The following is a 23,004-nucleotide window of genomic DNA, read 5'->3' as shown; positions in this document are numbered from 1 at the left end:
AAATCGTGGCGCGGTGGAAGTCTCACCCGTATGGTCTCCCCAAAATCATAATCCGGCGCCGCTGCGCTGGAACCGGGACGCCCGCGCTTGTCAAAGCTCACTCTGCCGGTCCGGCTCGCTCTTCTGGTCACGGGAACGATGTTGCCGCTAATCGTCTTTGCGGTCGGTATTGCCTATTCCAACTACCGCCAGGACCGCAGCGACGCGACACGACGCGTGCTGGAGACGGTGCGAAGCATGCGCCTCGTGCTCGATTCCGAAGTGCAGCGGATGACCGGCGGCTTGCAGGTGCTGGCGCTCAGCAACGCCCTGCAAAGCGGCGACTTCGACGACTTCCGCCGGCTGGCAACCGGGTTCATCAGCCAATATGGCGAGGACAGCGTCCTGCTGGTGGCGGACGGGAGCGGGCACCAGCTGTTCTCGACCCTCACGAGTGAAACGACAAACCTGCCACCCCGCAACAATCGCGAGATCGTCGAGCGGGTATTTGCGAGCAAGTCACCGCAATATTCCGACCTGTTCACCGGCTCGACCAAGAACCGGCCGATCGTGACCGTCGAGGTTCCCGTGCTGCGCAACGATGAGGTCGTCTACGCGCTCTCCTTCAGCCCGCCGATCGCGACATTCCAGAAACTGGTCGAGCAGCAGCGGCCGAACGATCAGTGGACGGTGTCGCTGCTGGACACCAAGGGTCGCGTGTTCGCGCGCGCGCCCAATCCGGCCGAGACGTTCGGCAAGCAGGCCTCCGGCGCACTGAACGATGCGATGGCCCGGACGCCGGAGGCGACCCTCTCCACCGTTTCGCTCGACGGCGTCGCGCTGTCCTCCGCCTATACGAGATCGCGGCTGACCGGCTGGACGGTCGTGGCCGGTGTCGCCGAGAGATCGCTGATCGCCCCGCTCTGGCGCGACATCGCGATCACCAGCCTGATCGGCGGCATCCTGCTGCTGACCGGCCTGACCTTCGCGGTGCGGATGGCGACCACGATCGCGCGCGGCGAGATGCTGCACAATCTGCTGATCGAGGAGCTCAACCATCGCGTCAAGAACACGCTGGCCTTGATGCAGGCGATCGCAGTGCAGACCTTCCGAAGTTCAAGCCGGGACGAGCGGACGAAGTTCGAGGGACGGCTCGGTGCGCTCGCCGAGGCGCATAATCTCCTGAGCCAGGAGAAATGGGCGGGCTCGGAGCTGAGGGACGTGATCGCGCGCGTGCTCCAGCCGTTCCTGCTGAGCAATCCCGATCGCATCCGCATGGCCGGCCCCACCGTGCCGCTGTCGCCGCGGCTCGCCGTGGTGCTGTCGATGATCGTGCACGAGATCGCCACCAACGCCGCGAAATACGGCGCGCTGTCGAACGAGACCGGCCGGGTCACGCTGGAATGGGAGGTCATCGCCGACACGCCGAAGCCCCGGCTGCGGCTGATCTGGAGCGAGATCGGCGGACCGCCGGTGACGGAGCCGGTGCAGCGCGGTTTCGGATCGCGCCTGATCGAGCGCAGCGCGCGCGACCAGCTCGGCGGCGAGGCGACCGTCGACTTCCTGCCGCGCGGCGTCGTCTGCACGGTGACGTGCGTGCTGGACGAGGCGCGGTGAACGGATTGAAGGAACATCGGCGATGAAGATCACCAAGGTGCGCACGCACATCCTCGAAGCAAAGCTCTCGCAGCCCTTCGCCTATTCGCGCGCCTGGTACGACACGCGCACCGCGATGCTGGTCGAGATCGAGACGGATGACGGCCTGACCGGCTGGGGCGAATGCTACGGGCCGGCGCGGATGACGGCGGCGGTGGTGCAGAGCATCGCGCCCTTGCTGATCGGCGAGGATCCGCTGCGCACCGACGTGCTGTGGCAGATGGTCTACGCACGCTTGCGCGATCACGGCCAGAAGGGCGTCGTGATCCAGGGCCTGAGCGGCATCGATATCGCGTTGTGGGACATCAAGGGCAAGCATTTCGGCGTGCCAGCGCATCAGCTTCTCGGCGGCGCCGCGCGCAAGGAGATAGCGGCCTATGCGACCGGGCTCTACCGGCGCAAATCTGGCGATCCGCTCAAATACCTGCCGGAGGAAGCGGCCGGCTACGCCGCGGAGGGTTTCCGCGCCGTGAAGCTGAAGGTCGGCTTCGGCATCGCCGAGGACGCCGCGGTCACGCGCGCGGTGCGCGAGGCGATCGGCCTGGATGTCGCGCTGATGGTCGATGCGAACCACGCCTATGACGCAGTGGCGGCGATCCGGCTCGGCCGCATGATTGAGCGCTACGACATCGGCTGGTTCGAGGAGCCGGTGCCGCCGGAGGATGTCGCGGGATATCGCGCGGTACGATCCGCGCTGACGATTCCCATCGCCGGCGGCGAATGCGAATTCACCCGTTTCGGTTTTCGCGACCTGTTCGCATCGCATGCGCTGGACATCGCCCAGCCCGACACCTGCGCCGCGGGTGGCCTCTCCGAATGCAAGAAGATCGCCGACATGAGCGAGGCGTTCGGCATCCGCTACAATCCGCATGTCTGGGGCACCGGGATCGCGATCGCGGCCTCGCTCCAGCTCCTCGCCGTGCTGCCGTCACACACGCCGACCTCGCTTGCGCCGATCGAACCGATGCTCGAGTTCGACCGCACCGAGCATCCGATCCGGCAGGCGATTTTGAAGGAGCCGATCGAGCACGAGAAGGGTTTCGTGCGGGTGCCTGACAGACCGGGGCTAGGTATCGATATCGACCGCGAGGCGCTCGCGCGCTTCGCGGTTCAATAGAAAAAGCGGTCGACGCCGTTAATTCGGCGGCACGTCGATCGGAACGAGAAACGCGAAGCCATATTTGGCGTCCTCGCCGCGCGCCTCATCGAGGCCGCGTCCGAGTTCCACCGCGGCAATCTCCGCCGGAAGCGCGAGCCTGACGTGTCGGACATGATCCGGGCACAGGAGAGGACGCCCACCTGAACACATGCTCTCCAATTCCTCGACGAACCAGGCTTCCTGCACGCGCGCCCGGGCGGATCGCAGTGAGCTGGCCGAGAACGCCAGAACCGGTCTCTGGTTGATCTCCAGCACGAAGCAGCGCTGTCGCGCCGCCTGTGCGGCGCGATTGCTCTTGCGTGCCGTCGATCTGCCTTCAGCCCGGCCACTCGCGCGTGTCATCTCAACACCATCAGAAGTTCGCCGTGGCTGACAATCTGAACACACGTGGAGACCCCGGCGTGATGTTGTTATTCCCGTCCGCGGTCGAATAGTACTTCCGGTCGAGGAGATTTTCGATGTTGAGCTGGGCGCGCCAGGTCTCGTTGAGCCTGAAGAACACGGCGGCGTCCACCCGCGTGAACTCCGGAATCAGCACGGTGTCGTCGGACGATGCGAAGAAGTTCGAGTAGTGGATCACACCGAGGCCCGCGGCCCACTGCTCCGTGAACTGATACCTGTTCCAGAGGGAAAAGGTATTGTACGGCACAAGTCCCACGCGGTTGCCGGCGACAATGGTCGCGGAGTTGTTGCTGGTGATCCGCGCATCCGTGTAAGCGTAGCCGCCCGTGATTTGCCAGGCGTCCGTCACGTAGCCTGTCAGAGACGCTTCGAGGCCGCGGGTCTTGGTGGCTCCGCTCAGGATGAAGAATCCCGCATTGTTGGGATCGGCAAAGCGCTGATTGGTCCGGTCCAGTTCGTAGATCGCCGTAGCGAACTGCAGGCTCGGGAAGATGTCGTATTTGAGCCCGACTTCCTTGTTCACGAACTTCTCGGGCGCTGCGATGGCCAGGCCCGGTGTCAGAGCGCTGAACTGGTCGCCGGCGCTCGGCAGATACGAGATGCTGTAGCTGCCGTAGATCGACAGGTTTTCGAGCGGCTTGAACAGGACACCGACGCGTGGCGACACCAGATCATCGACCCGGTTGAGCTCGACGAATGTGCGGCGGTCTCGCGACGTCAGGTCGAAGTGATCGAACCGCAGGCCGCCGATCAGCTCCAGATAGCGCGTGATCTCGACCTGGTCCTGGACGTAGACGGCGCCGAGATTGAGCTTGTAGGTGTTGTTGGCATCGGTCCCCCCGTTATTGGCGAAAGTGACCGGAACGTACGACGTCGGATTCCTCGGATCGATCGTGATGGTCGACGATACGCCATTGAAGAGCCCGCTCTGCCGGTAGTTCAGGCCGTTCTGACGGCCCAACTCGGCGCCGAAGACGACGGTGTGACGAATTGGGCCCGTCCCGAATTTGTAGGTGAGATCGGTCTGGTTGAAGTAATTCGTCCGGTCGGTCTCGTTGTTGTATGCTTGCAGATTGCTCGAGGTTCCGGCGGCATTGACGGCACCGGAATTGGCTCCTCCGCCCGGATAGATGTTCTGGTAGAACTTGTCGTAGTTGGCGATCTGCGACGAATTCTTGATCGTCCACCCGTTCTCGAAATCGTGCTCGACGACAGCGGTTCCGATATCCACATCGGCGAGCGCATAGTTGAGGTTGGGGTTGCCGAAGAACGCAGACGGCGACGTATCGTAGGGATAGCGCGGGAAGGCGTTTCCGGGGCGGATCTGCGAAGGGATGCCGCGATCGACGGTACGCCGGTCGTGCAGATGCTCGTAGCTCAGCTTGACCGTCGTGGTGTCGTTCGACGCAAAGGTCGCGGTAGGATTGATCGCCCAGCGTTCGAGGTTGACGAAATCGCGATAGCTCTGCGTGTTTTCGTACATCGCGTTGAGGCGGAAGGCCCAGTTCTCGTTGATCGCCTGGCCGACGTCGGTGGTCACGCGGGCGCCGGGATAGGAATTGCCGCCGACCGTCACCTCGCGAATGGTCGTACCGTCGGCGTCCTTGAGCACGCGGTTGACGACGCCACCGCCACCGCCGCGGCCGAAGATCATCGCGTTCGGCCCCTTCAGGACCTCGAGCCGCTGAATGTTGTAGAAGTCGCGAAAATACTGGACGTCGTCGCGGATGCCGTTGGTGTAGAAGTCGGCGTTGCTGCGCTGGCCGCGGATGACGAGGTCGTCGCGATGCGATTCGCCCTGGTGATAGATCACGCCGGGCACATAGCGGGTCGCCTCGCCGATCGAGGTGAAGGCCTGGTCCCTGATGAAATCCTTCGTCAGCACCGTCACCGACTGCGGCACGTTGAGGAGAGCCGTATTGGTCTTCGTCGCGCTGGTCACGCTCCGCGTGACATAGCCCTTCTGGCCGGTACGCGCGTCCTGGTTGTTGACGCTCGGCGGCTTCTTCTCGACCGGTGCAACGGTGGCCGTCCGGCGATTCGATCGCGCTGCGCGCGAGGTGGCCGCGGTCTGCGCCCGGCGGGCGCGCTGCTGCGGAGCGGAAACGACGACTGACGGCAAGGCTCCCGCCGCCTGCCCCTGCTGTGCGGAGGCCGGGCCCGCCTGCATCGTCAGCCCGCCACTGAATGACAGCGCTGCCGTTGTCGACAGCAGAAAACCACGCAACGCCTTACGGCCACCCCAACAACCCAATTCCATCTGCAACGCCCCAAAAGCTTCGCGTGCCGCTCTGAAAGACGGCTTCGCGGTCCCAAACTGGGGCGCATCTGCAATGCGAAGAATTAGATGAGGATTAGATCGGATTTAGAATAGGTCGAGCCTCTCTACACTCACGCCAAAATTTGTAAGAGTTCTAAATTGAGGCGCAGGCGGTTGACCATTTGGCCACGGTGTCGAATGTGGCGCTTGGTGCTGCGACGCGCCGCCCCTCCAACACAGCGAATTTCCCTGAATCAATGCGCCTCCTGCTGATCGAAGACGATCCGATGTTCGGCAAGGCGCTCGTCCGCGGATTGAAGCGAAACGGAATGACCGTGGACTGGACCCGCGACGGACAGGACGGCTACGCCGCGCTACAACGCGCCGAGCACGCGATCACGCTGCTCGATATCGGACTGCCCGGCATGACTGGCTTCGAGATTCTCAAGGCCGCGCGCAGCAGGAAGGCTTCGCCCATCCTGGTGATCACGGCCCGCGACCGGGTCGAAGACATGGTCGCGGGACTCGATCTCGGCGCCGACGACTTCATCGTCAAGCCGTTCGAGTTGCGCGCCCTGCTCGCGCGCATCCGCGCGGTCATGCGCAGGGTCAACGACCGCTCCAATTCGCTGATGAGCAGCAAGGAGATCACGCTCGATCCATCGACCCATGTGGCGACCTTCCGCGGCATCCAATCGACGCTTTCCGCGCGGGAGTTCTCGGTGATGTACGCCCTGATGGAGCGTCCCGGAACCATCCTGTCGCGAGGCCAGATCGAGAGCCGGATCTACGGCTGGAGTGACGAGGTGCAGAGCAACGCCGTCGACGTCGTCATCCACGGCTTGCGCAAGCGGTATGGCAAGGACGTCATCCGGAACATCCGCGGTGCCGGTTGGATGGTCACGAAGTCCGGATCATGAGCTCTCTTCGCAAGACGATCATCACGCGTGCGACGCTGTTGCTGGCCGCCATCGGCCTCCTGGCGACGGCAACATCGTTCGGCCTGGTCGCCTATGAGATGAACAAGTTCCTCGACGCGCAGTTGCAGGAGATCGCCGTCAATGTCGGTCCAGGCGACCGCAACGGTGCGGATCCACTGCTTGAAAGCGAAGACGAGGATCAGTTGGTCGTCCGCATCTGGGATCGCTCCGGCGCGCTGGTGCATCGAGCGGGTCCTCCGATCGATATTCCCTGGCAATCAGTGCCGGGATTGTCCGACGTGACCGCCGACGGGCAGGATTGGCGCGTCTATCGCTGGAGCCACGCGCAGCACGATATCCAGATCGCGCAAGCGTGGAGCGCCAGACACGAGATCGCGCTGCACGCGGCGACAGGCGCCGCGCTTCCGCTGCTGCTCGCCATCCCGCTGGTCTGGGCCGTTCTGGGTTGGTCGATCAGCCGCACGATGGGCGCTCTGCAACGGCTGTCGGCCGAAATCGGCCAGCGCAGCGTCGATGCGCAGGAGCCCCTGCGTCCGGTGGGCGTACCGGCGGAAGTGGCTCCCCTGATCGTTGCCATCGACAAGCTCGTCGATCGTCACCGGTCGGCACTCGAAGCGCAGCGCCGCTTCGTGGCGGACGCGGCGCACGAACTGAGGACACCTCTGGCCGCGCTCCAGATTCAAGCGGAAAACCTGATCGCCGCGGATCTGTCCGGACAGACTCGCGAGCTTGCCGACGAACTTCGGGACGGCGTGCGGCGCGCATCGCATCTGGCGAGCCAGTTGCTCGAAATGGCCAGAACGGAAGGCGCCTCGATCCAGAAGCGCGACGACATCGATCTTGCCGCGCTCGCGACGTCGTTGCTGGCCGACTTCTATCCGCTGGCTGAGGCGCGCAACGTCCAGCTCGCGATGACGGCGGAGACACCGTGCAGGTTCCTCGGCGATCGCGACGCGATCGCCAAGCTCATCGCCATCCTGCTGGATAACGCTATTCGCTATTCAGGTTCAGGCGGCTCCGTGGAACTCAGGGTCGTCAATGACGGCAAGATTAGCGCGCTGGAGATCGTCGACGACGGCCCAGGCATTCCCGAGGACGCAATGCCGTTCATCTACGACCGCTTCTTCAGGGCTGCGCCCCAGGGCGTCGAGGGGACCGGGCTTGGTCTTGCGATCGCCAAATCCACCGCCGACCGGCACGGCTTCAGGCTGATGCATCAGAACCGGAGCGGCGCGACCGGCATCGTCGCGCATGTCCGGTTTGACCTGACTGCCGTGCCGACCGCGTGAGCTAACCGATCGTCTGCAGCGCCGGAAACGTCTCCAGCAGCCAGATGCTGACATTCGAGACCGTGCCGGTGAGGAAGCCGATGCCGGTGATCACCATCAGGACGCCCATGGCGCGCTCGACATTGACGAGCTGGCCCTTCATGCGCGCGAACAGCTTCGAGAACTGCTCGATCATCAGGGCGGCGATCAGGAAGGGAATGCCGAGGCCGGCCGAATAGACTGCGAGCAGGCCCGCCCCCTTCGTCACCGTCGCCTCCGCCGCGGCGATCGAGAGGATCGCGGCGAGGATCGGGCCGATGCAGGGCGTCCAGCCGAAGGCGAAGGCGAGGCCCATCACATAGGCGCCCCACAGGCCGACAGGCTTGGGCGCGGTCAGGCGCCCCTCGCGCATCAACAGGCCGATCCGCGTCAGTCCCAGGAAGTGCAGGCCCATGATGATGATGACGATGCCGGCAAGGATCGACAGCTCGGCCGACCAGGCACGGATCAGCCCGCCGATCAGCGAAGCGCTGGCGCCGAGCGCCACGAACACCGTGGAGAAACCGAGCACGAACAGGAGCGCCGACATCATGACGGCGCGCTTGGACGCCGAGGCCGGCTCCTTGTTCTCGACATGCTCGATCGTGGCGCCCGTGAGATAGATCAGATAGGGCGGAACCAGGGGCAGAACGCAGGGAGAGAGGAAGCTGACGAGGCCGGCAATCAGGGCCGCCGGGATCGAGACATTTTGCATGATGCAGTCGGAGCCATCTCAGGCTCTTTGGCCGCGCGCCGGGAATGCGCGCAGGCGGGAGCCGAACCGGCTCTGGTGTAGCCGATGCCGGGGAATGCGCACAACAGAGGCGCACGAAACCAGGCTCCTCCCGATGCCGTCTGCGATCACAGATGCGGCATCGGGACGCGCACAAACCTCGCCAAAAAGCGAGACTCGGCGGCGCGGCTACTTCACCACGCGGAGCAGCGGACGCCGGGGCTGGTCCTGCGTCTGCTTGGAGGGGGGCTGCGGTTCGCTTCCAGCGCTCCGCAACATTTCGTCGCACAGCGCCTTGAGATCGGCACTGTCAATTCCTTTGAGCTTCATCCGCACGTCGAGGATGACGATAGACAGCAGCTCGGCCGACTCGCGGTTATTGCTCTCGTTGAGAACCTTGCGGCACTCCTCAAGCGTTTCCAGCACCGACTGCAACTGTTCGTCTGAATGCGACACCGGCGTTCTTTCCGTTAGTTCGGCCTGCGAGACGTGTTTGTGGAAATCCCCTCGGCCCCCATGGGATACCGAGAATAACACGAGGCGCCGACGCCTCCGAACATGATTTCAGTATGATTTTGCCGGGAAACCGTGGCTCCCGCGAACATCGACCCGCTGCGCGGGACGCCATTATCGTCGTGGCCGGGAGTCGAACGCGCGGCACTGGATGATCGACCCATTCCGCGCGGCGACAGCTCGCGCGCAAGGACTTCCGTGACGGAAAACGCCGACAATCCTGCAGCCATTTCAGGGCTCGCAACGGAACTCACGCCACACCCCTCATTCCAACGTTGGTCGGCCGATTCGATTCTCAGCCTTAGTAACACTCGGATACCGCCCACTAGGCAGTAACGATGGCGTTCAAAAGTCGCCGTTCCCCAACCCGCAGTGGTTGTGGTTTGCGCCCAATTCTGCCAGTTTAGCAACCCGAAGGGACTTGTATGCACTCCTTGGCGGAAAGGGGCGTTCCACAGGAGGAACGCCCAAAGATCAACATCAGCGGCCTCTCCGATTGGGATGCGGCCCGCATATTCCTGGAAGTCGTTCGATGCGGCAGTTTTCGCTCGGCGTCTGAACGCCTGTCGCTGTCGATCAACGCCGTCCGCCGCCGGATTGATGATTTCGAGCGCCAGACCGGCACCACCCTGTTCACCCGCGACGTCCACGGCACGCATCTGACCGATGAAGGTGCGCTGGTGGTCTCCGCCGTCGAGCGCATGGAGGCGGCCGCCTTCGACGTGCTGCGCACCAGCGATTCGACGGCCAACGCCCTGTCCGGCGAAGTTCGCGTGGCCGTCACCGAGGGTCTCGGGACGTTCTGGCTCGCCCCGCGGCTGGTCGAATTCCAGCAGGCCTATCCGAAGATCCTGGTCGACCTCCATTGCGCGATGCGCTCGGCCGATGTCTCTCGTCACGAGGCCGACGTCGCCATCCATCTGTCGCGTCCCTCCGCGCTCGACGTCAAGCTGGTGCGGCTCGGCCGCATGCACCTGATGTTCTGGGCTTCGGAAAAATACCTTGAAAAACACGGCACGCCGCGCTCGGCGCTCGAATTGATCAAGCACCGCCTGGTGCTGCAATTCGCCGACCAGCTTGCCGCCAAGGAAACCTTCGAGAGCTTCTTCCCAGGCGTTCCGGAACGTGACCTGCTGGTCATGAAGACCAACGTCTCAAGCGCCAATTATTGGGCGGTCGCGAATGGCGCCGGCATCGGCGTATTCCCGAGCTACGCCATTGCGCTTGGCGGGAAGTTGATTCCACTGGAGGTCGAGCTGAACAGGCCGCTGGATATCTGGTTGTCCTACCACCCTGGTAGCGGCCGGATTCCACGCGTTCGGCACATGATTGACTGGCTGATCGAGGCTTTCAATCCGGCGCGATTCCCGTGGTTTAAGGAAGAGTTCGTGCATCCGCATGAATTCAAGGACGAGTATATGGGCGAACCCCTGACCCAGCTCTTCGGGGGATTTTCAACCGAAGAACAAAGGTGAGAGTATGAAAGCAGCGGCGAAAAGAATGAAGCAGCGCAGCGCCGGCAAGCCGGACATTGAGCTTGGCAAGCGGATCCGTCTGCGGCGCGTCGAGATGAAGATCTCGCAGGCCGAGCTCGGTGAGAAGCTCGGCGTGAGCTTCCAGCAGGTCCAGAAATACGAGAAGGGCGTCAATCGCGTCGGCGCGGCTCGGCTTCAGCAGATCGCCACCGCCCTCGATGTGCCCGTGACCTTCTTCTATGACGGCGACAACAAGGCGCGCGAAGTCGAGAGCCTGCTGTTCCTCGATTCCGCCTTCAGCCTCCGCCTGCTGCGCGCCTACAGCAAGATCAAGGACCAGACGGTGCAGCGTCAGCTCGTCTCGCTGATGGAATCGATCGCAGCGAACGAGGCCTGAGCCGATCGGGCTCTGACCTGGACGGCCGATGTTCAATCCGCCGCGTCACGGGGGCGCGGCCGGATTGAACGAGACCCAGTCCGCGCGCTTGCGCGCGGCTCTCCTTTCGGGGCGGCCAAGCCGCCCTTTTTTCTTGCGGATTTCTTGCTGCGGGTTTCTTGCTGCGGGTTTCCTGGCAATTTGCCCGCCATCGCCGCGAATTTCGCGAACCGATCCCGCCCCTGCTGCGACCCAATCGAGACGCCCCCGCCTCGAACGCGCGGGCTTTCGACTGCCGCGCTTAATGGGACCTCAACTCCGGGGCTCTAGCTTCCCGCCGATTTTTGCGAATCGGCGCACGCAGCGCGGCGAGCGGGAATTGCCAATGCGAGCGCCGTCCGGGCCTCGTCCTCGTGGGGAAAATGGGACACATGTCGAAACGCCATGCGATGATCGTTGCCGTCGGCGTGCTCGCGAGCGCTTCCGCGCTGGCGCAAACCGAAACCACGGGACAGGCAAACCCCAGGCCGGCAACGGCGGCCGGTACAGTGCCGGCAGCGGCGAACCCGGCCCATGCTGCCGCGCCGAAGGCTGCCGCACCCGCTTCGACGGCGGAGAGCCGCTCCGCCGCGGCGCTCGCGCTGACGCACGAGCCAACCTATGACGAGGGCTCGGCCCAGCGCATCAAGGATGCCGCACTCAGCTACTCCGATCTCGCCGTGCGCGGCGGCTGGCCGACCATCCCTGCCGATGCCAAGTTCGCCCTCGGCGTCCAAGGCGCCAGCGACGAGCTGCTGCGCAAGCGACTAATCCTCTCCGGCGATCTCGCCGCCGACAAGGCCAGCGGCGCCTTCGATCAGGATCTCGCCGACGCCGTGAAGCGCTTCCAGGCCCGCCATGGACTGGCGCCGACCGGCACGGTGACGCCGCGCACGCTCGCGGCGATGAACGTCTCCGTGCAGAAGCGCATCCGGCAGCTGGAGGCTTCGCTCCAGCGGCTCGAGAACATGAATTTCGGCTTCGGCCAGCGCTATGTCGTGGTCAACATCCCCGCCGCGTTTGCCGAAGCGGTCGAGAACGATGTGGTGGTGCGGCGCTATCGCGTGATCGTCGGCAGGACCGAAAAGCCCTCGCCGACCCTGACGGCCCAGATCACCAGCGTCGTGCTCAATCCGACCTGGACGGTGCCGTCCTCGATCGCCAAGACCGAGATCTCGGCGCATATGCGCAAGGATCCGACCTATTTGTCGCGCATGCACATGGAGGTGCTCGACGCCCACGACAATCCGATCGACCCGCATTCGGTCGACTGGTCGGGCACGCACACGCCGAACTTCACCGTGCGCCAGCACAACGGCACCTTCAACGCGCTCGGCGCGGTGAAGATCGACATGCCGAACGCCTATTCGGTCTATATGCACGACACCAACCAGCGCAATCTGTTCAGCGACGACTACCGCTTCGATTCCCATGGCTGCTCGCGCGTCGACAATGTGCGCGATCTCGCCGCCTGGCTGCTGAAGGACCAGCCGAAATGGAGCCGCGCCGCGATCGATACGGAGATTGCGAGCGGCCAGCACCTCGATGTCGCCATGGCGAAGAAGGTGCCGGTGGCCTGGATCTACCTCACGGCATGGATGACCAGGGACCAGACCGTCCAGTTCCGCAACGACGTCTATAATCAGGACGAGCAGTTGCTGGAGGCCACCGCCGAAGAGGCGGCGTTCTTCAGCAATGCCGGCAGCCATCCCCTGACCGCTCACATGCACGCAACGCAGTAGAGCATGATCCGGAAAAGTGTGCAGCGGTTTTCCGAAAAGATCATGCTCAAGGAATAACCGCTTCTCGCGCCATGCAATCGCGGCACAGGCGGATGCAAAGCCGCGTCCCTCGTCGCGGTTGACCCGGGCCGCGCCCCGGCCGCACATTGCGCTCGGCCTACGACAAGCGAGCGCGCAATGCCTGACAATTCCAGCACGACCGAAACACCCCTTGCCGACGGCAAGATCCTCAAGCAGGTCATCGACGGCGTCGGCGTGATCACCTTCAACAATCCTGACAAGCGCAACGCGATGTCGCTGGAGATGTGGGAGGGATTTGGCGAGGCGCTGACGAGCCTGCGCGATGACGCGACGGTTCGCGTCGTGATCCTGCGCGGCGCCGGCGGCAAGGCATTCGTCTCCGGCGCCGACATCAGCCAGTTCGAGAAGACCCGCCACAACGCGGCGGCGTCCGAGGAATATGCCAGGCGCAGCGCCGCCCAGCGCGCGCTGCTCGCCGACTATCCCAAGCCGACCATCGCCTGCATCGAGGGATTCTGTCTAGGCGGCGGCATGCAGGTCGCGATGCTCGCCGACATCCGCCTCGCCGCAGATGGCAGCCAGTTCGGCATTCCCGCGGCAAAACTCGGCATCGCCTATGGCTATGACGGCTTGAAGCATCTGGTGTCGCTGGTCGGTCCGTCCTGGGCACGGCTTCTGATGTACACGGGCATGCGGATCGATTCCGCCGAGGCGCTGCGCATTGGCCTCGTCGAGCGCTTGTTCCCGATCGACGAGTTGTGGGGTGAGACGATGACGATCGCGCAGACCATCTCCGAGAACGCCCCGCTCGCGATCAAGGCCGCCAAGATCACCATCGCGCAGGTGTTGAAGGACGAGAGCCAGCGCGACCTGGAGGCGATCAAGGCGATCGGTCACGCCTGCATGGACAGCGCGGATTTTCGCGAGGGCCGGCAGGCCTTCATGGAAAAGCGCAAGCCGCAGTTTACGGGCAAGTAGCCTCGGCGTCCGGCCGCGCCAGCAAAAATCACGAAAACAACCCCGCCGTGACTAGAAAGTAGTCGTACAAGATGCCGACGGCTCGCGCGCCATGTTGATCGTGATGTAGCGCGCGAAGGTTGTTGCCAGCCCCGACTGCTTCGGAACTATCCAACGTAGAAGGATCCCGTCGGGAATTCGTTTCTCTGACTGGGGTAGCTCCCCATAGAGCTCGGAAAAGAATTTCACAGCCCTTTCGATCGCATCCGGTCCTGTCCCCATCGCATTTCGCATGTTTTGTTCGTCTCTTGCGTCGAAACATGTTCTTACTTCCGCATAAGCGGCGGCCGGCAGTATTGTTGCGAGTACAAAGACGAAGAGCAAACGCATGCAATCAACTTCCTTCTAGCTTTCTTCGCTCCCATTTTACCTTGGGCCAATCTGGGGTCGAAATCCACGTCATGAACTCGTTGGCGGTGTCCGTTGTTGGGCCTCATAACAGAGGTCGCGCCTTTGCGAGCGCTGCAATCATTCGATACGCAACAAAGCCGGAAGGTCGCTCATCCGATGAAAGAACTCATCGCAGAAGGCTGCTAACTCTGGCTCAACTCCCGGATCACCGCCGGTAAACCCCAAGACTCTCATTCCCGCGGCCTTTGCCGCGCGAATCCCGGACAAGGAGTCCTCAATAACGACGCAACGTGAAGGGTGAACACCCAACGTTTGTGCGGCATGCAGAAACAGGCCGGGGTCTGGCTTCCACGAACCAACCTCATACGCACTAAAGATACGTCCTTCAAAGTGCCCCAGCAGTTTCGTCAACCCGAGTGCATGCGTGAGCTTCGACGTGGGTCCGTTAGACGCTACGCAAACGGGAACGGTAATCTCGGCTAACGCTGCATGGATTCCTTCGACAGGCTTCAGTTCGGCATCAAAAGCCAGCGCGGTTGCTTGTCGAACGTCAGCAACGAAAGTGTCTCGGACGCCGCGGCCTAGCCGACGCTCAATTTCGCGCACGCAATCCGCCATCTTTACCCCTCGGAAAGAACGTATAGCGTCCTCCACGCTGATCGTTACGCCTTCCTCAGATGCTGTTCGGACCAGGACGGTCAGGGCAATAATCTCACTATCGACCAGGACGCCGTCCGAATCGAAGATAATGAGCTCGGGACTTGCACTGGTCATCCTTGCGATGCTCTCGCTTTGCGGGGCCATCTGGACATTAGCTATGGTCCGACAGGCCGTAGATCGTCGAACACCTCGATCAGGCGAAAGCGTTCGCACATGAGCGTCATGTCCTCGCTGAATCGTCCGAGCCGGCCGAAATAGGTCCGATGGGCGCTGCGCCAATAGGCGAGGCTTCGATCGCCTTCGCCCTCATCGTGCGCAAAAACGGCATCGACGTCATTGAAGCGCCGATAGGTGATTTCGACGGATTCGATGACGCAGCGGGGTGCTCCCCGTCCGTCAAGCACGACCCAGAGCTCACCGGGCGTGGACGTGTTCGGTTCGTCCTCCGTGCTGCAAGTCGCGGTCTTGACGCCCTTGACGACGAGTTCGACCAATTCATCCGCGAGCGCGGGATTGTCGCCAAAGGCGAAGGTTCGGAGGTGCTGATAGTGCTCGGGAACCGGGTTGCTCATTGACTTCCGGCTCCTCCGATATCGGCCGCCTGCGGTAACTACAGCGCAGCGAGCACCGCTTTCGTAATGTCAGCCGTGCCATTGCTGCCGCCGAACTCCATCGGCTTGATGCCGCCGGCGTAGATATGATCCACTGCACGCTCGATCCGCTCGCCGGCTTCCGCCGCGCTCTCGACGCCGTGCTTGTCGGCGAGCCAGTCCAGCATCATCGCCGCCGACAGGATCATGCCGGTGGGATTGGCCTTGCCCTGCCCCATGATGTCTGGTGCGGTGCCGTGGCAGGGCTGGAACACGGCATATTTGTCGCCGATGTCGGCGGACGGCGCCATGCCGAGGCCGCCGATCAGGCTCGCGGTGATGTCGGAGACGATGTCGCCGAACATGTTCTCCATCACCATCACATCGAAATCCCAGGGACGCTTCACCAGCATCGCCGAGCAGGCATCGACATAGAGCCGGTCGGTCTTCACCTCCGGATGCTTCTTCTCGATCTCGTCGAAGATGCCGCGGAAGAACGCAAAGGCCTTGAACACGTTCGCCTTGTCGACGCAGGTCAGCATCCCCGGCTTGCCGCGCGCCTTGCGCCGCTCGGCGAGCCGAAACGAGAACTCGAACAGGCGCTCGGAGGTCTTGCGCGTGATCACCATGGTCTCGCGCGCGTCCTCATGGGTGACGACGCCCTTGCCCATCGAGGCGAACAGGCCTTCGGTGGATTCGCGGATCACGACGAGATCGATGCCGCGCTGGTCGGCGCCGACGATCGGGCTCGGCACGCCCGGAATGAGCCGCGCCGGGCGCACGCCGGCATAGAGATCGAAGATGAACCGAAGCTCGATCTGCGGCGCGATCTCGGTATTATCGGGGTAGCGCACCGACGGCAGGCCGCAGGCGCCGAGCAGGATCGCATCGGCCTCCTCGCAGAGCTTGATCGTGGAATCGGGCATCGACTTGCCGGTCGCGAGATAATTGTTGGCGCCGGCGGGCGCCTCGGTGAAGCGGAAGCTCAGGCCGGACTTCGCCTCGATCTTGCGCAAGACTTCGATGGCCGGTGCCATGACTTCGGGACCGATGCCGTCACCGGCGAGCACGGCAATGTGGAAGGCGTTGTTTGCGGACATTCGTTCCTACTCTCTCCACCGTCATGCCCGGGCTTGTCCCGGGCATCCACGCCTCGATACCAACTCCGTGGCAAGACGTGGATGGCCGGGTCAAGCTCGACCACGACGAAAAACTAACAGTGTTCGCTACGGCGTCAGCACCGTGCGACCGACCACCGCGCCCTGCTGCAATTGCACCAGCGCGTCATTGGCCTTGTTGAGCGGCTGGCGCGTCACCGGGATCGGCGGCACGTTCTTCGCGCGCACGAGGTCAAGCAGCTCCTGCGTCTCGCGCAAATTGCCGACATAGCTGCCCTGGATCGTCACCGCCTTGATCGGGATCAGCGGCAGCGCCCAGGTCGCGCCGCCGCCGAACAGGCCGACGATGACGAGCTTGCCGCCCTTGGTCAGGCAATCGAAGCCGAGTTGCGTGGTCGCGGCGTTACCGACCAGATCAATCACGGCGCGGATCGGCCCGCCCGCCTTTTTGGCAAGCTGCTCCAGCGCGTCCGGCGCCTTGGGATCGACGGTCGCGAGCGCGCCGGCCTTTTCCGCGGCCTCGCGCTTCCTGGCGTCGATGTCGACCATGATCGCGCCCTTGCCGCCCATTGCCTTCAGCAGCGACAGCGCCATCAGGCCGAGACCGCCGGCGCCGAACATCACGATCGGCGTGTCAAAATGCTGCTCGACCTTCTTCAGCGCGCTGTAGGTGGTGACGCCCGAGCAGGCGTAGGGCGCGGTCGTCGCGGGATCGAGGCCCTTCAAGTTAAGCAGGTAACGCGGATGCGGCACCAGCATGTGGTCGGAATAGCCGCCGTCGCAATAGACGCCGAGCGAGCGCGGCGTCAGGCACATGTTCTCGTCACCGGCCAGGCACGTGGCGCACTTGCCGCAGCCGATCCAGGGATAGACCAGGCCGACATCGCCGAGCCTGAGATCGCCCTGGTCGGTCGGCTTCACGTCGGGGCCGAAGGCTGCGATTTCGCCGACCGTCTCATGGCCCATGGTCAGCGGCAGATTGATGCCGCGGTCCTTCAGCGACAGCGGCTTGCGGCCGTGGCCGAGATCGTAGCCGCCTTCCCAGATGTGGAGGTCGCTGTGGCAGACGCCGGCGGCCTTCACCTTGATCAGCACCTGCGTGCCCGACGGCTGCGGCGTGGCCTCGTCGAACTCCTGCAGCGGCGCCTTGAAATCGGCGACCTTGAAACTCTTCATCGGCGTCCTCCCGGCATACTTCTTGTCGTCGCCACCATGCCATGACCGGCGGGGCGAAACAAATCCGCTACCGTCTTTAGTTTAGGCCAGCGGATGGTGGCAAGCCGCGAACTGGCCGGGTGCGACCTCGCGCAACTCCGGTATCTCCGCGCTGCATCGCTGGTCGGCCCGCGGGCAGCGGGTGCGGAAGCGGCAGCCGGACGGCGGCGCAATCGGCGATGGTGGCTCGCCGGTCGCCACACTCTCGACGGGACGCACGTCCGGATCGGGCACCGGGATCGCCTGCAACAGCAGGTCCGTGTAGGGATGCGCGGGCCTCGCGAACAATTGTTCCGACGGCCCGACCTCGCAGAGCCGGCCGAGATACATCACCGCGACGCGGTCGCTGACCGCTTTCACCACCGCGAGGTCATGCGCGATGAACAGCAGCGTCAGGCCGAAGCGCGCCTTCATCTCCTCGAGCAGATTGAGGATCTGCGCGCGGATGGAGACGTCGAGCGCCGAGACCGGCTCGTCGCAGACGATGAATTCGGGGTTGAGCACCAGCGATCGTGCGATGCAGATACGCTGGCACTGGCCGCCGGAGAATTCGTGCGGCAGACGGCCCGCCACGATGTCAGGGTCGAGCCCGACCGCGGACAGCACCTCGTGAACGCGTCGCTTGCGCTCCGTGGCATCCTTGACGCCGGCGATGATCAGCGGCTCGGCGACGATGTCGCCGATGCGCCGGCGCGGATTGAGCGAGGCGATCGGATCCTGGAAGATCAGCTGCACGCGGCGGCGCATTTTTCGCAGCGCCTCGCCTTCCATCGCGGTGAGGTCCTCGCCGTCGAACAGCACGCGGCCGGACTTGGCGCGGCGCAATTGCAGCACCGCGCGCCCCAGCGTCGACTTGCCGCAGCCGGATTCGCCGACCAGCCCCAGCGTCTCACCGCGCGCGACCTGGAGGCTGACGCCGGAGACCGCATGCACCGTCTTGTTGCCGAGACCATATTCGACGACGAGATTGTTGACGTTCAGGAGCGGCTCAGCGGGCATGGCAAACTGCATCATGCGCAAATCCCCTCCGTCATCTGGATGGGATGGAAGCAGGCATAGAGATGCCCCGGCATCTCCGCGCCCTTCAATTCGGGCTTGGCCTCGTGACAGCGCCCTGCGGCATAGCGGCAGCGCGGTGCGAAGGAGCATCCTTTCAGTGGCCGCGTGGGATCGGGCGGACGGCCGGAGATGGCGGGCAGCGGCGTATGCGGCGCGGTCTCCAGCTTCGGGATCGCCGCCAGCAGCGCCTCGGTGTAGGGCATGTGCATGCGCTTGAACAACGCCTGCGTCGGCGCGCGCTCGACCACCCTGCCCGCATACATCACCGCGACCTCGTCGGCGCGGCCGGCGACGACGCCGAGATCGTGGGTGATGATGATCATCGCCATGTGGCGGCGGCGCTGCTCGCGCGCGAGCAGATCGAGGATCTGCGCCTGGATCGTGACGTCGAGCGCCGTGGTCGGCTCGTCCGCAATCAGGAGCTTCGGCTCGCAGGACAGCGCGATCGCAATCGCGATGCGCTGGCGCATGCCGCCGGAACATTGATGTGGATATTGCGCGAGCCGCTGCTCCGGCGCCGGAATTCCGACGGCGGCGAGCAGCTCGATGCTGCGCTTCCGCGCCGCCGGCGCATCGAGCTCGAGATGCTCCTGGATCGTCTCCATCAGCTGGGTGCCGATGGTCAGCACCGGGTTGAGCGAGGTCATCGGGTCCTGGAACACGACCGCGAGGTCGCGCCCACGCAGGCGCCGCAGACGCTCGGAGTCGAGCCGCACCAGGTCCTGGCCGTCGAACATCACGCGCCCTGTCAGCTTCGCCTTCTTCGGCAAGAGCTGAAGCACCGCGCGCGACAGCATGGTCTTGCCGCAGCCGGATTCGCCGACGATGCCGAGCGTGCGGCCCGCCTCCAGCGTCAGGTCGACATGATCCACGGCGCGCAAATTGCCGCGCGGGGTCGGCAGCTCGACCGCGACGTCCTCGATGGTCAACAGCGGCGCGCTCACAGCGCCCCCTGACGCGGGTCGGTCAGGGCCCGCAAGGTGTCGCCGACGAGGTTGAAGGCCAGCACGGTCAAGAACAGCGCTGTTGCCGGCAGGAAGGCCAGCCGCGGCGCGACGTCGAGGCTGTCGCGCCCTTCGCCGATCATGCTGCCCCAGCTCGCCATCGGCGGCGGCACGCCGAGCCCGAGGAAGGACAGTGCGCCCTCGACCACGATGGTGACGGCGACGCCGAGCAGGAAGAAGGCCAGCAGCGGCAGGATCACGTTCGGCAGCAGCTCGCGCAACAGGATGCGCGCATGGCTGGCGCCAAGCGCCTCGGCCGCGATCACGAACTCGCGCCGCGCCAGCGTCAGCGTGGCCGCGCGCGCCACGCGCATGAAGGCGGGAATGCCGAGCACGCCGAGGATCAGGGTGAGATTGGGAATCGACTGGCCGAGATAGGCGGTCACCGCGAGCGCGAAGATCAGCGGCGGAAAGGCCAGCAGCACGTCCATACTGCCGACCACCAGCGTCTCGAACCGGCCGCGGAAATAGCCGGCGAGGAGACCAAGCGCGCCGCCGAGCGCAAGGCCGATCATCGGCGCGATCAGCCCGACCGTCAGCGACACCCGCGCGCCAAAGATCAGGCGGGCAAATTCGTCGCGGCCGAGCCCGTCGGTGCCGAGCCAGTGTTCCCCGGAGAACGCCGCACGGCGCTCCAGCATGTCCATGTCTACAGGATTCTGCAGCGGCAGCACCGGCGCGAGGATCGCGAGCGTCAGGACAATCGCGAGCCAGGCGCTCGCGAACCAGAACAACAGGCCGAGCTTGCGCCGGCGCCGAACCGGCTCGGAGACCACCTCGTCCTGCATCGACAGCTCAAGCGTGGCCATGGCGGATCCTCGGATCGAGCACGGCGTAAAGCATGTCGACGATGAAATTGACGATGACGAAGCCGCAGGCGACCAGCAGCACCACGCCCTGGAGGATGACGAGGTCGCGGGTGTAGATCGCGCCAACCAGCAAGCGGCCGATGCCCGGCAGCGCGAAGATCGATTCCACGATCAGCGTGCCGCCCAGCAGGCGACCGATGTTGATGCCTGTGACCGTCACCAGGGTCAGCGACGATGGCTTCAGCGCATGCACGAACAGGATGCGCGCGGGCTTGAGGCCTTTCGCTTTCGCGAGAGCAATGTAGTCCTCCTGCAGGGTCGCGATCATGTCGGAGCGCAGCACCCGCATGATTCCAGGCCATTCCGCCAGCGCCAGCGTCAGCGCCGGCAGCACGAAGAAGCGCAGGTTCGACAGCGGCTCCTCGGTGAACGGCACATAGCCGGTCGCCGGCAGCCAGCGCAACTCGACCGCGAACAGATAGATCAACAAAATCGCCATCAGGAAGGACGGCATCGACAGCATGGCGAAGGCGCTGCCGGTCATGAAGCGGTCGAAGGCGCCACCGGCGCGCGCAGCGCAGGCGATCGCGAGCGGCACGCCGATCAGGAGCCCGATGAATTCGGCCATCAGCATCAGCTCGAGCGAGACCGGAATGCGCTCGGCTACCGCCTGCAACACCGTCTGCCCGGTGCGGAAGGAGCGGCCGAGATCGCCCTGCAGGACATGACCGAGCCAGCTCAGATAACGCCACCACAGCGGCTGGTCGAGCCCCATGTCACGGCGCAACGCCGCGACATTCTCCGGCGTCGCCTGATCGCCGAGGATGACATAGGCAAGATCGCCCGGCAGCAACGCGGCGATCAGGAAGGTGAGCAGCGAGACGGCGAGCAGCACCGGCAGGATGGCAAGGAGCCGCCGCACGACGAAGTTCAGCATCGCGCGGTCATTCCAGCCAGGTGGAGGAGACGTCGATCACGCCGTTGTAGATCTTTGGAAAGCCCTTCAGCCTGGCGCTCGACAGCGCGTAATAGGTGTTCTGGAAGGTCCAGAACCAGATCGCCTCCTTGTTGATCAGGCGGCTGATCGCGCAATAGTCCTCGATACGCGCGGCGGGATCGGCGGTGACGCGGGAGTGGTCGAGCAGCCGGTCGAGCTCCGGATCGCCGAAGTTGGCCAGCGCCAGCGGGCTGCCGCTGCGGAAGTTCGCATACATCTGCGGATCGGGATCGGCGAGGTCGACGATGCGCCAGGGTATGAGCTGGAACTGACGCATGAAGGCGCGCGGCGGAATGGTGGCCTGGTCGACCTGCTCGATCTCCATGTTGGCGCCGGCGCGCTTCCAGAATTGCTGGAGCACCTGGCCGATCATGCGGCCGCGGGGCGTCGCGGTCACCATCGTCTTGAACTCGACCGGCTTGCCATACTCCTTGATCAGTGCCTTGGCCTTCTCGACGTCGAACGGCAGCGCGCCGTCGTCCTTGCACTTGACCCAGGAGCCGTCGCCGTAGGGATTGGTCGCGGGCCGGCTCAGGCCGTTGCTGATCGCCTGCGACATCTTTGGACGGTCGATCGCCATCACCAGCGCCTGCCGCACGCGGACGTCGTCGAACGGCGCCACCTTGGTGTTGAAGGCATAGACCTGCGCGCCCGAGCCCTTGTAGGTGTGCACGGTGAGCTTGGAGTCCTTCTGCGCCTTCATGATGTTGTCAGCGTCGTTCTCGTCGTCCCAGATGATGTCGGCCTCGCCCGATTGCAGCGAGGCGAAACGCGACTGCGCGTCGGGCAGCGGCTTCAGGACGATGCGGTCGAGATAGGGACGGCCCTTGTCCCAGTAGCCCGGGTTCTTCTCCAGAACCATGCGATCGCCGGCCGTCCATGATTTCAGGATGTAGGGACCGGTGCCGACGGGATTGCGATTGTAGTCGTCGCCCTTGGTCTTCCACGCCGTCGGCGAATGCACGACGTTGTTCTGGCTCTGGATGGTGTTCGTCGCCGGCAAATTCACGGAAGGATCGGTGAGATTGTAGACGACAGTATATTCGTCGGGCGCCAGCACCTCCTTGACGTTGGTGATGTAGAAGGCGCAGCGGCACTTGTTGGCGGGGTCCTTCTGCCGATCGAAGTTCTCCTTGAAGGCTTGCGCATTGAACGGCGTGCCGTCGTGGAATTTCACGCCCTCGCGCAGCTTGAAGGTCCAGCTCTTGTAATCGTCCGAATGGGTCCAGGATACTGCCAGCTTTGGCGCGGCTTCGCCCTTGTCGTCGAGCGTGGTGAGCGTGTCGAAGATCGCGGCCGCAGCGGTGAAGGTCGAGGTGTCGTAGACCCCGACCTTGAGCGGATCGAAGCCCGTAATCTCCAGCTCCTGACCGACGGTGATGCTGCCGCCCGCCTTCTGCGCCTGTGCCGGCTCGGCCGGCGGAAGGAGAGAAAATGCCGCAACAAGGAAAATCGGCGCGTGCTTGCGCGCCGCGGCAGCAAGGTTCGTCATGGTTCCTCCCGGGATCCCTCGTCCGATGTTTCGGATCGTTGAATGACTCGGAGGCGAGCTTGGCGATAAATGTTCGCCACGGCAAGAGG

Annotated in this window: 22 protein-coding genes; 8 read left to right on the top strand and 14 right to left on the bottom strand. The window is 64.1% G+C overall.

Translation table 11 applies throughout. The features are described from left to right. Positions 1-138: 138 nt before the first annotated feature. Together ABIB95_RS05795 and ABIB95_RS05790 are read left to right on the top strand one after the other, a co-directional pair. Positions 139-1,596: a sensor histidine kinase gene (locus ABIB95_RS05795; protein ID WP_354238455.1), complete on the top strand. Its 1,458-nt coding sequence runs from the start codon at positions 139-141 to the stop codon at positions 1,594-1,596. A 22-nt stretch (positions 1,597-1,618) separates the two neighbouring features. Continuing rightward, positions 1,619-2,752, top strand: a complete 1,134-nt coding sequence (locus ABIB95_RS05790; RefSeq protein WP_085404438.1) for a mandelate racemase/muconate lactonizing enzyme family protein — start codon at positions 1,619-1,621, stop codon at positions 2,750-2,752. 18 nt (positions 2,753-2,770) lie between these two features. Here the strand turns inward: ABIB95_RS05790 and ABIB95_RS05785 are convergent, their stop codons facing one another. Together ABIB95_RS05785 and ABIB95_RS05780 are read right to left on the bottom strand one after the other, a co-directional pair. After that, positions 2,771-3,136 (bottom strand): hypothetical protein, encoded by a 366-nt coding sequence (locus ABIB95_RS05785; protein ID WP_085404439.1) that lies wholly within the window; start codon positions 3,134-3,136, stop codon positions 2,771-2,773. Positions 3,137-3,146: 10 nt separating this feature from the next. Continuing rightward, positions 3,147-5,456: a TonB-dependent receptor gene (locus ABIB95_RS05780; RefSeq protein ID WP_354238191.1), complete on the bottom strand. Its 2,310-nt coding sequence runs from the start codon at positions 5,454-5,456 to the stop codon at positions 3,147-3,149. Between the two features lie 257 nt (positions 5,457-5,713). Here ABIB95_RS05780 and ABIB95_RS05775 point away from each other — a divergent pair, with 257 nt between their 5' ends. After that, positions 5,714-6,376 (top strand): response regulator transcription factor, encoded by a 663-nt coding sequence (locus tag ABIB95_RS05775; protein WP_063984805.1) that lies wholly within the window; start codon positions 5,714-5,716, stop codon positions 6,374-6,376. Further along, positions 6,373-7,686 (top strand): ATP-binding protein, encoded by a 1,314-nt coding sequence (locus ABIB95_RS05770; RefSeq protein WP_354238190.1) that lies wholly within the window; start codon positions 6,373-6,375, stop codon positions 7,684-7,686. The genes ABIB95_RS05775 and ABIB95_RS05770 overlap by 4 nt, the downstream gene beginning before the upstream one ends. A 1-nt stretch (position 7,687) precedes the next feature. Here the strand turns inward: ABIB95_RS05770 and ABIB95_RS05765 are convergent, their stop codons facing one another. Beyond that, positions 7,688-8,419 (bottom strand): cytochrome c biogenesis CcdA family protein, encoded by a 732-nt coding sequence (locus ABIB95_RS05765; RefSeq protein WP_354174465.1) that lies wholly within the window; start codon positions 8,417-8,419, stop codon positions 7,688-7,690. A 207-nt stretch (positions 8,420-8,626) separates the two neighbouring features. Then, the gene (locus ABIB95_RS05760; protein ID WP_028152051.1) at positions 8,627-8,893 is read right to left on the bottom strand and encodes a hypothetical protein; all 267 of its coding nucleotides are present in this window, start codon (positions 8,891-8,893) and stop codon (positions 8,627-8,629) included. A gap of 482 nt (positions 8,894-9,375) precedes the next feature. On the opposite strand from ABIB95_RS05760, the gene ABIB95_RS05755 reads away from it, so the two are divergent. The 4 genes from ABIB95_RS05755 (at position 9,376) to ABIB95_RS05740 (ending at position 13,581) form a co-directional block, all read left to right on the top strand. Beyond that, positions 9,376-10,425: a LysR family transcriptional regulator gene (locus tag ABIB95_RS05755; protein WP_038943246.1), complete on the top strand. Its 1,050-nt coding sequence runs from the start codon at positions 9,376-9,378 to the stop codon at positions 10,423-10,425. 25 nt (positions 10,426-10,450) lie between these two features. After that, complete coding sequence (locus tag ABIB95_RS05750) at positions 10,451-10,822, top strand: helix-turn-helix domain-containing protein (protein WP_014497036.1); 372 nt, start codon at positions 10,451-10,453, stop codon at positions 10,820-10,822. A 410-nt stretch (positions 10,823-11,232) separates the two neighbouring features. Continuing rightward, positions 11,233-12,582, top strand: coding sequence for a L,D-transpeptidase family protein (locus ABIB95_RS05745; RefSeq protein WP_354238189.1), 1,350 nt, complete (start codon positions 11,233-11,235; stop codon positions 12,580-12,582). Positions 12,583-12,759: 177 nt separating this feature from the next. Beyond that, entirely contained in the window at positions 12,760-13,581 is an 822-nt protein-coding gene (locus tag ABIB95_RS05740) for an enoyl-CoA hydratase (protein ID WP_354238188.1), read from the top strand. Positions 13,582-13,632: 51 nt separating this feature from the next. Here the strand turns inward: ABIB95_RS05740 and ABIB95_RS05735 are convergent, their stop codons facing one another. The 10 genes from ABIB95_RS05735 to ABIB95_RS05690 all read right to left on the bottom strand — a co-directional run bounded on the left by ABIB95_RS05735 (position 13,633) and on the right by ABIB95_RS05690 (position 22,915). After that, the gene (locus ABIB95_RS05735; RefSeq protein ID WP_354238187.1) at positions 13,633-13,950 is read right to left on the bottom strand and encodes a hypothetical protein; all 318 of its coding nucleotides are present in this window, start codon (positions 13,948-13,950) and stop codon (positions 13,633-13,635) included. Positions 13,951-14,088: 138 nt separating this feature from the next. Next, positions 14,089-14,745 (bottom strand): HAD family hydrolase, encoded by a 657-nt coding sequence (locus ABIB95_RS05730; protein ID WP_354238186.1) that lies wholly within the window; start codon positions 14,743-14,745, stop codon positions 14,089-14,091. A gap of 41 nt (positions 14,746-14,786) precedes the next feature. Next, positions 14,787-15,203: an ASCH domain-containing protein gene (locus tag ABIB95_RS05725; protein ID WP_354238185.1), complete on the bottom strand. Its 417-nt coding sequence runs from the start codon at positions 15,201-15,203 to the stop codon at positions 14,787-14,789. Positions 15,204-15,241: 38 nt separating this feature from the next. Next, complete coding sequence (locus ABIB95_RS05720; RefSeq protein WP_354238184.1) at positions 15,242-16,321, bottom strand: isocitrate/isopropylmalate dehydrogenase family protein; 1,080 nt, start codon at positions 16,319-16,321, stop codon at positions 15,242-15,244. Positions 16,322-16,447: 126 nt separating this feature from the next. After that, positions 16,448-17,515 (bottom strand): alcohol dehydrogenase, encoded by a 1,068-nt coding sequence (locus ABIB95_RS05715; protein WP_014497044.1) that lies wholly within the window; start codon positions 17,513-17,515, stop codon positions 16,448-16,450. An 81-nt stretch (positions 17,516-17,596) separates the two neighbouring features. Further along, positions 17,597-18,568 carry an ABC transporter ATP-binding protein gene (locus tag ABIB95_RS05710; RefSeq protein WP_354238183.1) on the bottom strand — a complete coding sequence of 324 codons (972 nt, stop codon included), beginning with the start codon at positions 18,566-18,568 and terminating at the stop codon, positions 17,597-17,599. Beyond that, positions 18,565-19,557: an ABC transporter ATP-binding protein gene (locus ABIB95_RS05705; protein ID WP_354238182.1), complete on the bottom strand. Its 993-nt coding sequence runs from the start codon at positions 19,555-19,557 to the stop codon at positions 18,565-18,567. Before ABIB95_RS05705 ends, ABIB95_RS05710 begins: the two co-directional genes overlap by 4 nt. Continuing rightward, positions 19,554-20,426 carry an ABC transporter permease gene (locus tag ABIB95_RS05700; RefSeq protein ID WP_028157019.1) on the bottom strand — a complete coding sequence of 291 codons (873 nt, stop codon included), beginning with the start codon at positions 20,424-20,426 and terminating at the stop codon, positions 19,554-19,556. The genes ABIB95_RS05705 and ABIB95_RS05700 overlap by 4 nt, the downstream gene beginning before the upstream one ends. Continuing rightward, complete coding sequence (locus tag ABIB95_RS05695; RefSeq protein WP_028152064.1) at positions 20,413-21,363, bottom strand: ABC transporter permease; 951 nt, start codon at positions 21,361-21,363, stop codon at positions 20,413-20,415. Before ABIB95_RS05695 ends, ABIB95_RS05700 begins: the two co-directional genes overlap by 14 nt. 7 nt (positions 21,364-21,370) lie before the next feature. Then, entirely contained in the window at positions 21,371-22,915 is a 1,545-nt protein-coding gene (locus ABIB95_RS05690; protein ID WP_354238181.1) for an ABC transporter substrate-binding protein, read from the bottom strand. Positions 22,916-23,004 lie beyond the last annotated feature (89 nt).

Origin of the sequence: Bradyrhizobium sp. LA2.1 (genome assembly GCF_040547725.1) — a bacterium.
Lineage (GTDB): Bacteria > Pseudomonadota > Alphaproteobacteria > Rhizobiales > Xanthobacteraceae > Bradyrhizobium > Bradyrhizobium barranii.
The sequence above is the reverse complement of the archived record's forward strand: the minus strand, read 5'-3'. Positions and strand labels throughout refer to the sequence as shown.